Annotated in this window: 12 protein-coding genes; 5 read left to right on the top strand and 7 right to left on the bottom strand. The window is 62.8% G+C overall.

Annotated elements, in window-relative coordinates; translation table 11 throughout:
* Positions 1-52: 52 nt before the first annotated feature.
* Positions 53-490, bottom strand: a complete 438-nt coding sequence (locus LB557_RS18080; protein WP_015316473.1) for a GFA family protein — start codon at positions 488-490, stop codon at positions 53-55.
* Between the two features lie 167 nt (positions 491-657).
* On the opposite strand from LB557_RS18080, the gene LB557_RS18075 reads away from it, so the two are divergent.
* Positions 658-1269 (top strand): alpha-ketoglutarate-dependent dioxygenase AlkB, encoded by a 612-nt coding sequence (locus LB557_RS18075; protein WP_140715578.1) that lies wholly within the window; start codon positions 658-660, stop codon positions 1267-1269.
* A gap of 160 nt (positions 1270-1429) precedes the next feature.
* Here the strand turns inward: LB557_RS18075 and LB557_RS18070 are convergent, their stop codons facing one another.
* Together LB557_RS18070 and LB557_RS18065 are read right to left on the bottom strand one after the other, a co-directional pair.
* On the bottom strand, positions 1430-2305 hold the full coding sequence (locus LB557_RS18070; RefSeq protein WP_224641997.1) for a DUF1236 domain-containing protein: 876 nt from the start codon (positions 2303-2305) through the stop codon (positions 1430-1432).
* 123 nt (positions 2306-2428) lie between these two features.
* On the bottom strand, positions 2429-3214 hold the full coding sequence (locus LB557_RS18065; RefSeq protein ID WP_140614593.1) for an SDR family NAD(P)-dependent oxidoreductase: 786 nt from the start codon (positions 3212-3214) through the stop codon (positions 2429-2431).
* A 98-nt stretch (positions 3215-3312) separates the two neighbouring features.
* Here LB557_RS18065 and uxuA point away from each other — a divergent pair, with 98 nt between their 5' ends.
* Positions 3313-4497: a mannonate dehydratase gene (uxuA, locus tag LB557_RS18060; protein ID WP_015316477.1), complete on the top strand. Its 1185-nt coding sequence runs from the start codon at positions 3313-3315 to the stop codon at positions 4495-4497.
* Positions 4498-4816: 319 nt separating this feature from the next.
* Positions 4817-6163, top strand: coding sequence for an NAD(P)/FAD-dependent oxidoreductase (locus tag LB557_RS18055; RefSeq protein ID WP_224641995.1), 1347 nt, complete (start codon positions 4817-4819; stop codon positions 6161-6163).
* Positions 6164-6325: 162 nt separating this feature from the next.
* Here the strand turns inward: LB557_RS18055 and LB557_RS18050 are convergent, their stop codons facing one another.
* The 4 genes from LB557_RS18050 to LB557_RS18035 are packed head-to-tail and all read right to left on the bottom strand — an operon-like array spanning position 6326 to position 10024.
* Positions 6326-7123, bottom strand: coding sequence for an N-formylglutamate amidohydrolase (locus LB557_RS18050; protein ID WP_015316479.1), 798 nt, complete (start codon positions 7121-7123; stop codon positions 6326-6328).
* Positions 7123-8445, bottom strand: coding sequence for a glutamine synthetase (locus tag LB557_RS18045; RefSeq protein WP_140821125.1), 1323 nt, complete (start codon positions 8443-8445; stop codon positions 7123-7125). Before LB557_RS18045 ends, LB557_RS18050 begins: the two co-directional genes overlap by 1 nt.
* Complete coding sequence (locus LB557_RS18040) at positions 8442-9089, bottom strand: cysteine hydrolase family protein (RefSeq protein ID WP_015316481.1); 648 nt, start codon at positions 9087-9089, stop codon at positions 8442-8444. Before LB557_RS18040 ends, LB557_RS18045 begins: the two co-directional genes overlap by 4 nt.
* Positions 9086-10024, bottom strand: a complete 939-nt coding sequence (locus LB557_RS18035; RefSeq protein WP_140715566.1) for a MurR/RpiR family transcriptional regulator — start codon at positions 10022-10024, stop codon at positions 9086-9088. Before LB557_RS18035 ends, LB557_RS18040 begins: the two co-directional genes overlap by 4 nt.
* A gap of 157 nt (positions 10025-10181) precedes the next feature.
* Here LB557_RS18035 and LB557_RS18030 point away from each other — a divergent pair, with 157 nt between their 5' ends.
* Both LB557_RS18030 and LB557_RS18025 read left to right on the top strand, forming a co-directional pair.
* A complete protein-coding gene (locus LB557_RS18030) occupies positions 10182-11222 on the top strand; it encodes an ornithine cyclodeaminase (protein WP_224641993.1) in 1041 nt (346 codons plus the stop codon).
* 253 nt (positions 11223-11475) lie between these two features.
* A complete protein-coding gene (locus tag LB557_RS18025) occupies positions 11476-12495 on the top strand; it encodes an isopenicillin N synthase family dioxygenase (RefSeq protein WP_224641991.1) in 1020 nt (339 codons plus the stop codon).
* The last annotated feature ends 167 nt before the right edge of the window (positions 12496-12662 follow it).

The following is a 12662-nucleotide window of genomic DNA, read 5'->3' as shown; positions in this document are numbered from 1 at the left end:
AGCCAAATAACCCGCCAGGCGTGGTGCGGTTCCGTGCCGCCATCCGACATTGCTACCTGTCGCTTGGGTTGCCGAACTTCGCATCGCGTTTCCTCGAATATCGATCGATGCGCGGCAGCTTGTCGGCAAAGTCGACCCAAGGCAGCCTGAGGTCCCAATAGGCATGGGCCTGTGGCCGCAGCCCTTCGGGTTTGTCGAAGAATCCGATCGTCAGATAAAGCTCGTCCGGCAGCCCTTCGTCGCTATAGCCTATCGAACTCCCGCAGTCGGGACAGAAAGTGCGGATAACACCCGGCGTCTTGGAAAAGGCCTTTGGCGCCCCCCTCAAAAGATTGAATTGGCTCGGCCGATACCCGACCCAGACGGTGAGTGGACTGCCGATGGCCCGTCGGCAATCGTCATCGTGATCGTAGCATATCCAGAAAGGCTCACCGTCCATGGTGGCGGCGATCGCCCCGCAAAAGCAGGCCCCGGTTTCAACGCGCGGCATCCGGCACTCCAAGGCTAGAACGTGCCCGGCGGCCCCCGACGGAACCGCCGTTGCTAAACTTTCACGCTCCTCCCGCGGTTCCGTTGCGCCGGTTTTGGGACGTATCCAGGGCGGGCAAGCGCGGTTCCCATATTGCCTTGTGGTCCGGCCTTCACCATCTAGGCAAAATGTCGCCGCTCAAACCGAAAACAGCCGGCCGTGTGGCCCAGCACGATCTCTTCGGTGCCGCTCAGGATGATCTGCCGGAGGGTTTCGCCTACCAGACCGGACTGATCACGCCACAGGACGAAATCGAACTCGTCCATCATCTAGAGGCACTGCCCTTCAAGGCCTTCGACTTCCATGGCCATCTGGCAAACCGGCGTGTCGTCGGTTTTGGCCTTCGTTACGATTATGACCGGCGCGAGGTGGTCGAGGCACCGCCGATACCTGATTTTCTGCTGCCCTTGCGCGAAAAGGTCGCGGCTTTTGCGCGCCGGCCGGCCGAAACCTTCGCGCAGGTCTTGATCAACGAGTACCGGCCCGGCGCCGGTATCGGCTGGCACCGCGACAAGCCGCATTTCGAGGATGTCGCGGGCGTTTCGCTGCTGGCGCCCTGCGATTTTCGCCTTCGGCGCAAGAATGGGTCTAAATGGGAGCGTCGGACCATCACTGTCGAGCCGAGATCGGCCTATCTCATGACGGGGCCGTCGCGGTCGCAATGGGAGCACGGCATCCCGCCGCTTGCCGAGCACCGCTACTCGATTACCTTGAGGACATTGCGGCCTCGCAATCCCTGAGCATGCGCAGAGGTTTGCACGGGAAGTTCCGCATCATCTCGCCATAGTGCTCAACCCGACCCGCGTGCAGCGGGGCGGGTTGAACGATCCTGTGCTCTAACTCTTTGTTTTTACGCAATTCCGAACGGAAAACCGCTACGCACTTTTCCCTGGAATTGCCCTAGGTCAGCACCAGCACGATTTTGTATGTATCCGGATCGACGATCACGATCCGGCCGTCGGCGAGAACGAAATACTCGTACGCCTCGTAGGCCGGAACGATCTTCACGATGCGAGCCGGCAAGCGATGCAGCCTGACCTTGTGCCGCGGAACTTCGATGCCGACGGAGACGTCGAAGTCGACGTTCGTGACCGGCTCGACCTTGGTTTCCCTGATCACATGAGTGATCTGGGTCTTCTGTTCAACCGTCACATTGTTGATGGAAGCGGTCGAGGTCTTGTCCTGCGTGGAGGCCTTGCCTTGGGCCTGCTGATCGGTCTGGACCTTTGTCTTGTCCTGAGCCTGCTGATCGGTGGTGGTGCCGGCCTTGCCCTGTGCCTGCTGATCGGTCTGGACCTTTGTCTTGTCCTGAGCCTGCTGATCCGTTGTGGTGCCGGCCTTACCCTGTGCCTGCTGGTCGGTCTGGACCTTGGTTTTGTCCTGGGCCTGCTGGTCGGTCTTGGTGCCAGACTTACCCTGTGCCTGCTGGTCGTCCTGGGCCTGCTGGTCGGTCTTGGTGCCAGCCTTGCCCTGCGCCTGCTGGTCCGTCTGGATCTTCGTCTTGCCCTGGGCCTGCTGGTCCGTGGTGGTGCCGGCCTTGCCCTGGGCCTGCTCCTCTGTCTTGGCCTTGGTCTTGTCCTGAACCTGCTGATCAGTCTGGGACTTGGTGCCCTGTGCCTGCTCCTTCATCTTCGAGCCCTTCTGGCAGTTGGTCGTGCCGGAAGCGCAATTTGTGTCCGCTCCTGATTGGCTATCGGCGGGCTGCTGCGTCTGAGCCATCGCCGTCCCGCAGCCTAGCCCGATCGCCAGCATGCTGGTAATGAGAACATGTTTCATAGGAAATCTCCTTCGGAGAGTTCGTCCCTTCAAGGGGTAAAACTTCGGCCAAAAAAGATTGTTCCGAACTGGCTGCGTTAATGCACCACTCCCGATTGGGTCTCGAGATCGATCTTCACGGTCTTACTTCACGCCGATGCCGGCGGTGAGGCCGCCATCTATCTTGTAGTCGGCACCTGTGCAGAAGCCGGCCTTCGACGAGCACAGGAAAGCGATGAGTTCCGCCACTTCCTCCGGTTCCCCGATGCGGCCGAGCGGATGGGCCGCGCCGAAGCGCCTGTAGGCCTCTTCCACGTCGGCATCGCTGCCGCCGTCGCCACGCGCGGCCTTTTCGAGGATCGGTGTGCGGATCGAGCCCGGGCTGACCGAATTGACCCTTATGCCGGACGCGGCATAGTCGAGTGCCAGCGAACGCGTCAGCGTATGAATGGCGCCCTTGGTCGTGGCATAGGCGGCAACGTTCTGCTGACAGGCGAAGCCCTGCACCGAAGCGACGTTGACGATGGCGCCGCCGCCACGCTTGATCATTTCCGGGATGCCGAAATGGGCGGTCAGATAGATCGAGCCGACATTGACCGTCATAGCGCGGTTCCACGTTTCCCAGTCGGTTGTCGTCGCCGTTCCGTAGGGATGCACCGCCGCCGAATTGACGATGACGTCTATGCCGCCGAATTTCGCCACGCCGGCCACGACCGCGTCGCGAACCTGCTCGGAAACGGAGACGTCAACCGTTTGCACCAGCGCATCGGCTCCGGACTTGGCGAGGCTTTCCTGCATGGCGGCGTTGGCCGCGCTGTCGATCCCGCAGGCGACGATCGCGGCGCCCCCAGCCGCCAGGCGTTTGGCGGCTGCCAGGCCGATACCGGTCGTTCCTGTCACCAATGCCACCTTGCCGTCAAAATCCTTCATTGCGGAAGCTCCTTCATTGCTATCGAAACCGGCTCTTAGTTTGACACTCATCGTGGTCAAACAATAGGTTGCCGGTCTCTCGCAGAAAGGAAGTGGCAATGGAACAGTGTTGGCGTTGGTACGGTCCCGATGATCCGGTGACGCTTGAACATGTCAAACAGGCTGGCGCCACCGGCGTAGTTTCAGCGCTTCACCATATCTATGATGGCAGGGCCTGGCCTGAGGCCGATGTGCTCGAACGCAAGCGCATCATCGAGGCGGCTGGGTTGACCTGGTCGGTCGTCGAGAGCATTCCGGTTCACAATTCCTTCAAGATCGGCGCGCCGGAGCGCGAGCGCTATGCCGGCTATTATCGCGACAGCATCCGCGCGCTCGCGAAGGCCGGAATCCAGACGATCTGCTATAATTTCATGCCTGTGGTCGACTGGACTCGCACCGACCTGGCCTACCGGCTGCCGACGACCGGTTATGCCTTGCGCTTCGACGCCATCGACTTCGCTGCCTATGATCTCTTTGTCTTGCAGCGCAAGAACGGCGCGGCAAGCTATACGCCGTCACGTATTGCCCAGGCCGAGGAGCGCCTGAAGGCGCTGACACCGGAGCAGATCGGCCAGATCGAGCGCAATCTGATCGCCGGCCTGCCGGCTACGGAGCGTAGCTATAACAGGGACAGTTTCCGCGAGGCGCTGGCGGAATACGACGCGATTGGGCCTAAGGAACTGCGCGACAATCTTGCCTGGTTCCTGCGCGAGATCATCCCGGCGGCCGAAGAGGCGGGTGTGCGTATGTGCATCCACCCCGACGATCCGCCCTTCTCGCTTTATGGCCTGCCGCGCGTCGTTTCGACGGCCGAGGATGCGCGTTTCATCCTCGAGACGGTCGACAGCCCGGCCAATGGTTTGACGTTCTGCACCGGCTCCTACGGTACGCGCGCCGACAACGACATTGTCGCCATGGTCAAGGAATTCGCCGACCGCATCCATTTCGTCCATCTGCGCAACATCACCATCGAGGAGGACGGTTCGTTCTACGAGGCCGAGCATCTCGAGGGCGGCACCGACATGGCGCATGTCATCCTCGCTTTGATGCAGGAAGAGAAGCGCCGTCGCGGAGAAGGCCGAGCCGACTGGCAAATTCCGATGCGGCCCGATCATGGCCATCTGCTTGCCGACGACATCGGCAAGAAGAAGATCAACCCCGGCTATTCGCTCATCGGCCGGCTGAAAGGCCTCGCGGAGCTGCGCGGCATCATGCGTGCGGTGGAGCGGTTCGGGCTGGCCTGAAGCCATCGGGCGGCAAGCTAACGTTTGCGATCTTCCGCCGGAATGTCGCGACAGGTCTGAGCGAGCGCTTCGCTTCGTCCGGCATCCGCGTGCCCTAGCCACCCGATTGTCGATGAAGCCGGGGCTGCCCTGCGACGAGAAGTGGCCTCGACGGGTGGTCAACAATTTCATCGAGCTGGCACGCAAATTTTCGAGGCCGGTCGTGTAGTGCTCGTCGGCGCACTTCATGCTTGGCCAGTGTCCGATGAAAGCGGGCGACTTTCGCGCCACTGGGACCAGCCATCGGCGCGGGGCACGCTTATGAGAAAAGGACAGTCCTTTGACGATCTTCCCTTTCACCGAAGCCAGTCCGATCCAGTTCCAGGCGCCGCTGCCGAAGACGTCGGATGTGGTCATTGTCGGCGGTGGCATCATCGGCGTGACCGCGGCCTTGTTCCTGGCCCGTCGCAACATACCTGTGATCTTGCTGGAGAAGGGACGCATCGCCGCGGAGCAGTCCTCGCGCAATTGGGGCTGGATTCGCCAGCAGGGCCGCGACGCGGACGAATTGCCCATCGTCATCGAAGCGCAGCGTCTCTGGCGCCAACTGGCCGAGGAGTGCGGCGAGGACATAGGCTTGACGCAGACGGGCGTGACCTATCTTGCGCGGACCGACAAGGAGATGGCCGGTTTCGCCAAGTTCCTGAAGATCGCCGAGGCCCATGGCGTCGACACGCGCCTCCTCGACCAGGGCGAGACCGCCAAGCTGATCCCGGCCATGTCACGCCCCTTCAAGGGCGCCATGACCACGCCGTCGGACATGCGTGCCGAGCCCTGGGTCGCCGTGCCGGCGCTTGCCCGCCTGGCCGCTCGCCAGGGTGTCACAATCATCGAGAACTGTGCGGCACGCATGCTCGACATCTCAGCAGGGCGCATCAGCGGTGTCTGGACCGAACGAGGCCGCATCGCCACCTCGAACGTGCTTGTCGCCAGCGGCGCCTGGACGTCGCTGTTCCTGCGCGCGCATGGCGTCTCGATCCCGCAGCTCAGTGTCCGCACGACCGTCGCGGCGACCGCGCCTATGCCAGAAATCCATGCCGGCGCTGCCGCGGACGAACGCATCGCCTTCCGGCGTAGAAAGGACGGCGGGTACACGCTCGCGGCGGGAGGCAGCCACCTGCTCTATGTCGGGCCGGATGCATTGCGTCACGCACCGAAATACCTGCCTGCCCTGAAGGCAAATCCTTTCGGCACGCGCTACCTGCCGGCGGCGCCGCGTGCATATCCGGACAGCTGGTCCACCCCGCGCAAATGGGATGCCGACAAGGAAAGCCCGTTCGAACGCATGCGCGTTCTCAATCCTGCCCCGGAACCCAGGGCCCTTCGCGCCATCGATCATGGGTTCAAGGCGCTTTTTCCGCAATTCGAGGCGGTGCCGCTCAGGGCAAGCTGGGCCGGCATGATCGATGCGATGCCGGATGTCGTGCCTGTGGTCGATCGCGCCGCAACGGTCGATGGCCTCGTCATCGCCACTGGGATGAGCGGCCATGGCTTCGGCATAGGGCCTGGCATGGGTCGCGTCCTGTCCGACTTGATCCAGGGCAACGAGACTGGGCACAACCTTCACAGGTTCCGTCAATCCCGGTTCAGCGACGGCAGCCCTATCCGGATGGGACCATCGCTTTAGGCGAAGTTGCCCTGACGCCGGTTGGGGCGGCAGGTCAGGTCGGGCGACCTGATTGTAAGCTTTCGAGAGGTTGTCCATTTGGACCGGACCGTTCCCCGCTCACGCGAGCGCCGCGCTGATGGCGAGAAGCGCGGCTTGCCGACCTGCGCCGTGGTCGCGGCGTCACCTCCGCACCGGCTGAGATGCCTCCGTCTCGTGCGCCGGCAGCGCCGCCGCCAGCCGGTCCGCCCATTCCTTGATGCCCGACCGTGTCGACAACAAGTCCTGCCTGATCTCGACAAGGACGGCGGGGATGCCGCGATCATCGCCATGGATGGGTACGGCGTAGTCGGCATCGCGGCTGATCACATAGGGTACGTTGGCCGCGACGTTGAGTGCGGCGTCGGTGCGCAGGCCCGAAAGGATCGCCGCTGCGAGATCGGCTGCATGACCATGCAGCACACCCGCATGCCAAGGCCTGGCGACACCCAGGAACACCGGTGTGAAGGAATGGATCGTCACGATCCGCGTCGGCCGGCCCTCGGCCACACGGCGATCGAGGTGCGCGGCCACCCGCTCATGGAACGGCGAAAACATGATTTCCGCGCGCCGGTCTCGTTCCGCTCCGTCGACGCCGGCATTGCCGGGAATGTCAGTGTCTTCCGACAGCACCGGAATGCTGCCCAGGCTGCCCAGTGGCCGGTTGAGATCGATCAGCAGTCGGGAATAGCCGCTGAGAAAGGCCGCTGCATCAAGCCGTGCCGATAACAGGCGCGTCACCTCCGCGGCGCCGATGTCCCATGCGATGTGGCGCTGCAGATGACTGGCATCGAGCCCGAGCCGGCGGTACTCCGCCGGCATATGGTTGGACGCATGCTCGCACAGCAGCACGATCTCGCAACGGCCATGCTCGTTGAGCACCTCGACGGCTTCGGGCCAATCTTCTTGGGGGCGCGAGCTTTTTTCGGCCTGCGCAGTCATCAATAAAGCGTCCGGTAGAGATCGCAGATGGCAGCCGGATCAAGGCCTGCCAGGCGCTCGGCTTCATGCTGCTTCAACCCGACGAAGGTCTCGATGAAGATCGGGGCGAACCATCCCGTAACGGTCTTGTCGGCCAGGAGCGCATCCAGTGCCGCCGGCAAGGTCTCGGGAAGCCGCACCAGACCGAGTTCCGCCCGTTCCGTCTCGCTCATCAGCGTCGGGTCGCCAGTGACCAGCGGCGGTGATGGCAAGTCCGCCTTCAGCCCCTCCAGCCCGGCGCGGATGATCGCCGCCAGCGACAGATAGGGATTGCCGGTGGCGTCGGCCGCCCGGTACTCGACATTATACTGCCGTGCCGGGTCGCGTCCGCCGATCGTCACCGTCGGACAGATGCGGAGCGACGCCTCGCGGTCGCGATCGGCGAGCCAGGTGTAGGACGAACTCCAGCTGTGCGGCTTAAGGCGATAGAAGGACGACACGCTCGACGCCGTCATGGCGGTCATCGCAGGCAGATGGCGCAGCACGCCGGCGCAGAAGGCGCCAGCCTTGGCGGACAGGCCTCCGGGACGCGCCGGATCGTAAGTTGCCGGCTTTCCGGCTTCGTCGACGAAGCTGAAATGGATGTGCACGCCGTTGCCGACGGCATCCGGGGCGACCTTGGGCGCGAAGCTCGCGCGCCAGCCGGCATTGCGTGCCACTTCGCGCGTGATTTCGCGGATGGCGACGGCGCGATCTGCTGCCGTGAGCGCATCGGCCGGCTCGTGCGTCACTTCGAATTGCTCACTGCCGAATTCGGCGATGACCACTTCGGGGCCGACACCTGCCTCTTCGAGTGCCGCCATCAGATTGGGGGCGAACGGGTCGGTGCGGCGCAGGGCGGCAAAGGACATCGAATGTGCCGGCGCGAAGCTGCCGCCGGCAACGTGGAATTCGTGCTCGAAGGCGGCGATGACGGAAAGGCCGGTGGCCGCCTTCAATTCCGCCAGCGCATCCCGGAGCATGGTCCGCGTGCAGCCAAGCCACGGGCTGCCATCGAGCTCGACGATGTCGCCGGCCACCATGTCGAAGGGCGTCGCCGATCCCGTCCGCTCGGTGCGGAAGCGCGCCTTGAGATCCGGGATCAGCCGAAGGTCACCGGACGAACCCCAGGGATTGGGATCGACTATCGAATTGAACGGCGTCATTGACAGATTGGCCTGCAGCCAGCCGATCCCTGTCGCGGCGGTCTTTTGCAATCTGCTTTCGACCACGAAGCGGCCCCGCGTAATGGCGGAGAGATCCGTGGTGACGACGGCGACGAGAGGCTCGACGGCAGATGTCATGCCTTTTTTCCCAGAGCGTTGAAGCGGTCGACGACGGTGTCGGTGTCCGTGACCCAGCAATAGCCGCCAAAGGCCTTCAGCGCGATGTCGTGGCGCTCCTGGGTAATGGTGGCGCAGGCATCCGATACGCAGGTGACGAGATAGCCGCGGTCGGCGCCGTCGCGCACTGTCATGTCGACGCACTGGTCGGTCAGCACGCCGACCACGACGAGATAGCGGATGCCAAGGTTTTTCAGCAGGTAGTCGACATTGGTCGAGTTGAAGATGCCCGACGAGGTTTTCGGCAGCATGATCTCGTCGCCGACCGGCCCCAGCGATGGCACTGGCAGGCCTTCGGGGAGGCTGGGCGCAACATGGATCGGTGTCAGCTTGTGGTCGAGCGAGCGGTCGCGGCCGTCTTCGGTCAGGCTCTGGATGATGGTGTGCAGCACTTCGACGCCATTGGCCCTCGCCGCCGCCAGCAGGCGCTCCTGGTTGGGGATCGTCTGCGAGCATGTCTGCCGGTAGAAATAATGATCGGGTCCGCGTTCTGGATGCGAAGGATCGGCACCCGGCTCCAACCAGATGCGTTGCATGTCGACCAGCAGCAGCGCTGTCTCGCCGGTACGAAAAGCTTCGTCTCGCTTGGGTAGGGCTTGGGTCATGCCTTCTCGTCCTGCTTTGCTGCTTTGGGTCCAGGTATCTTGCGCGGTCCTGATGTCTTGCGCATGCCGCTCCCTTCCGCATCGCTGTCGAGCGTCACCGCATTGGCGTGCCGCACTTTCTCGATCCTCTCGATGCGAGCCCGAGCGTCGTCGCCCAGCGTCGAAACGATCTGGGCCGTCAGCGCCTCCATCTGTGCGATCGCCGGCGCCAGCGTGTCATAGGGCGAGGCGACTTCGAGCGGGCTGACGATCGTGACTTCGGCAAGGTCCGATATCGGCGACAGCCATTGGTCGGTGAACAGAAGAATGCGTACATCGAGCGCGGCGGCTTGGCGCGCATAGGCCATCACGTCGAACTGGTAGCGGCGATAGTCGAAGACGACGAGCACGTCGCGACGACCGAGGTCGGCCAGCGTGTCGAACGACTGCGGAGAGAGCACGCCGAGATCGCGGACCCCGGTGCGGAACTGCACGAGATATCCAGCCAGCATCCCGGCGATGTGGCGGCTGAACCGGCCGCCGACCAGCAAGATTTCGCCCTTGGCCTCCATCAAAAGGCGGGCGGCACGCTCGTAGGTCTGGACCGGTGTCGCCGCGGTGGCTTTCTGCAGGGCCGTCGTAACGGAATCGAGATAGGCAAGCACCGCGCTGTCGCTGGAACCGCTTTGCCGCTTGGTCTCCATCATCAACAGCGGCGAATGCAGCCTGGCCTCGACCTCGGCGAGCAGCTTTGCCTGAAAGTCCGGGAACCCTTCATAGCCGAGCTTGACGACCAGCCGGACAACGGTGGGATCGCTGACGCCGGCGCGTCGCGCAAGCGACGATGCGGTACCGAGGCCCGAGGTCGGATAGTCCGTCAGCAGCAGCCTGACGATCTTCTCTTCCGACGGCGTCAGCGCCAGATCCCCGCGCATCAGAACATCGCGTATCGCCATAGGCCTCCCCTGAATATATGCTGTGTCGAGTCTATTTCAGATATTTTAATTATGGTCAATAATGAAGAGGTATTGACATACTTTCCGAGACTGCCGACGATGATGAAGGTTTACAACCCGCATCGCCAGGGCTGACTGGTGTACCGGCAAGGAACAAATGATACCCAATCTCAACATCGTGCCGTTCGTCAGCGTCGACAATATGATGAAGCTCGTGCTCAGGATCGGCGTCGAGCGGTTCCTGGTTGAGCTCGCCGGCTATATCGAGGACGACTTCCGCCGCTGGGATCTGTTCGACAAGACCCCGCGCGTCGCTTCGCACAGCGCCGAGGGCGTTATCGAGTTGATGCCGACCAGCGACGGCGAGGTCTATGGTTTCAAATATGTCAATGGTCATCCCAAGAACATGCGCGAGGGCCGCCAGACCGTGACTGCCTTCGGCATGCTGGCCGACGTCCACAACGGCTATCCCGTGTTGCTGTCCGAGATGACCATTCTGACCGCACTGCGCACGGCGGCCATGTCGGCCCTTGCCGCGAAGCACTTGGCGCCGGCCGAGTCCCGCTGCATGGCGCTGATAGGCAACGGCGCCCAGGCTGAGTTCCAGGCGCTGGCCTTCAAGGCACTGCTCGGCGTCGACAGGCTGCGGCTTTACGATATCGACCGTTCGGCAACACAGAAATGCATTCGCAATCTCGCCGGCCTCGGCTTCGACATGACGGCCTGCACGAGCGCGCAGGAAGCGGTTGAGGGTGCGGACATCATCACCACCGTCACCGCCGACAAGCAGTACGCCACCATCCTGACCGACAACATGATCGGCTCGGGCGTACATATCAACGCCGTTGGCGGCGACTGCCCCGGCAAGACCGAACTGCACCGCGACATCCTGCTGCGCTCCGACATTTTCGTCGAATACCCGCCGCAGACCCGCATCGAAGGCGAGATCCAGCAGCTCGCGCCGGATCATCGGGTGACTGAGCTGTGGCAGGTGGTCACCGGCGCCGTTGAGGGCCGGCGCGACGCCGGCCAGATCACGCTGTTCGATTCGGTGGGTTTCGCTATCGAGGACTTTTCGGCGTTGCGCTATGTCAGGGATCAACTGAGGTCGACCGGCCTGTACCAGGAGCTCGATATGCTCGCCGACCCCGACGAGCCACGCGACCTGTTCGGCATGCTGCTCAGGGCAGCCCAATAGCGTGGAGGTCGCGCGCCTGCTGGCGGTCCGTATCTGCGCGAATGATCGCGGTCATTGTCAGCTTGCCGGCGCGCGCGCAAAAATTGTTCATCGCGGCGGTCTCGAAGGGCCGATCGTTTCTTTCTTGGCAATCTGGAGTCGATGACACTTGCAGGCATTGCCGGCGGGTGTGACCGCCGAAAAGTGCACGCCTGTCCAACAGTCCTGGTTTGCGGACGGTAACATCCGCACAAAGCCGGGAAAGGAGCCTGATATGCCCAGAATAGTACCCGTGCTCGACTTGAGCCGCTTTGAACAAGGCGCGTCGGAACGCCGGACATTTCTGGCGGATCTGCGTTCCGCGTCGCGCGACATCGGCTTTTTCTACCTGGCCGGACATGGCATTTCGTGGGCGGAAATCAGTGAAGTGCTCACCGCGTCGCGCCGCTTCTTTGCCTTGGCCGAGGCCGACAAGCTCGCGATCGAAATGGTGAAATCCCCGCAGTTCCGTGGCTATACCCGCGCCGGCGGCGAGCTGACCAAGGGCAAGGCCGATTGGCGCGAACAGCTCGACATCGGCGTCGAGCGTCAGCCCATAGCGCAAGGGCCAGGAATTCCCGCCTGGACGCGGCTGCAGGGGCCGAACCAGTGGCCCGCTGCGTTGCCGGAACTCAAACCCGCCCTGCTGGCATGGCAGGCCAAGGCAACAGCAGTGGCCATCAGGCTGTTGAAAGCCTTCGCGCTGTCGCTCGATCAAGCCGAGGACGCTTTCGACCCGATCTACCGCGAGCAGCCAAACCACCGCATGAAAATCGTGCGCTATCCCGGCCGAGAGGCGACCGGCGATGACCAGGGTGTCGGCGCGCACAAGGATGGCGGTTTCCTGACGCTGTTGCTTCAGGATGACAATAAGGGGCTGCAGGTCGACTATGACGGAAGCTGGGTGGATGTGGACCCCATTCCCGGTACGCTCGTCCTCAACATCGGCGAATTGCTCGAACTGGCCTCAAACGGCTATTTGCGGGCGACCGTGCATCGTGTCGTGACGCCGGCGGCCGGCATTGAACGCATTTCGGTGCCGTTCTTCTTCAGCGCCAGGCTCGATGCGACGATACCGCTGCTTAGCCTTTCCGAGGATCTGGCGGCGCAGGCGCGCGGGCCGGCCAGCGATCCGGACAATCCGCTGTTTCGCGATGTCGGAACCAATGTGCTGAAAAGCCGGCTGCGCTCGCATCCCGACGTCGCTCGGCGCCACTATGCGGATCTGCTCGAACCGGAAAGCCGGGCCGGCTGAATCTTGGACAAGAAAGAACGGGATTTTTGCCGTTCGGACCGATTCTTAGAAAATCATTCGTCGTATCCCTCGGGGAATCGGCTCAAAAAGGAACAACCGTTCGGTGTTTTCCTCCCATTTCACTGAGCGGTGTTCCCCTCTGAAGGTTATGACCTTCTTTTTTTGGC

This window comes from Mesorhizobium sp. BR115XR7A (genome assembly GCF_020165315.1).
Lineage (GTDB): Bacteria > Pseudomonadota > Alphaproteobacteria > Rhizobiales > Rhizobiaceae > Mesorhizobium > Mesorhizobium australicum.
This window is presented reverse-complemented; position numbering and strand designations above follow the sequence as displayed.

Coding starts and splice junctions, on each gene's coding strand:
- LB557_RS18080 (WP_015316473.1), bottom strand. CDS start 490: ATGCCGCGCGTTGAAACCGGGGCCTGCTTTTGCGGGGCGATCGCCGCC.
- LB557_RS18075 (WP_140715578.1), top strand. CDS start 658: ATGTCGCCGCTCAAACCGAAAACAGCCGGCCGTGTGGCCCAGCACGAT.
- LB557_RS18070 (WP_224641997.1), bottom strand. CDS start 2,305: ATGAAACATGTTCTCATTACCAGCATGCTGGCGATCGGGCTAGGCTGC.
- LB557_RS18065 (WP_140614593.1), bottom strand. CDS start 3,214: ATGAAGGATTTTGACGGCAAGGTGGCATTGGTGACAGGAACGACCGGT.
- uxuA (WP_015316477.1), top strand. CDS start 3,313: ATGGAACAGTGTTGGCGTTGGTACGGTCCCGATGATCCGGTGACGCTT.
- LB557_RS18050 (WP_015316479.1), bottom strand. CDS start 7,123: ATGACTGCGCAGGCCGAAAAAAGCTCGCGCCCCCAAGAAGATTGGCCC.
- LB557_RS18045 (WP_140821125.1), bottom strand. CDS start 8,445: ATGACATCTGCCGTCGAGCCTCTCGTCGCCGTCGTCACCACGGATCTC.
- LB557_RS18040 (WP_015316481.1), bottom strand. CDS start 9,089: ATGACCCAAGCCCTACCCAAGCGAGACGAAGCTTTTCGTACCGGCGAG.
- LB557_RS18035 (WP_140715566.1), bottom strand. CDS start 10,024: ATGGCGATACGCGATGTTCTGATGCGCGGGGATCTGGCGCTGACGCCG.
- LB557_RS18030 (WP_224641993.1), top strand. CDS start 10,182: ATGATACCCAATCTCAACATCGTGCCGTTCGTCAGCGTCGACAATATG.
- LB557_RS18025 (WP_224641991.1), top strand. CDS start 11,476: ATGCCCAGAATAGTACCCGTGCTCGACTTGAGCCGCTTTGAACAAGGC.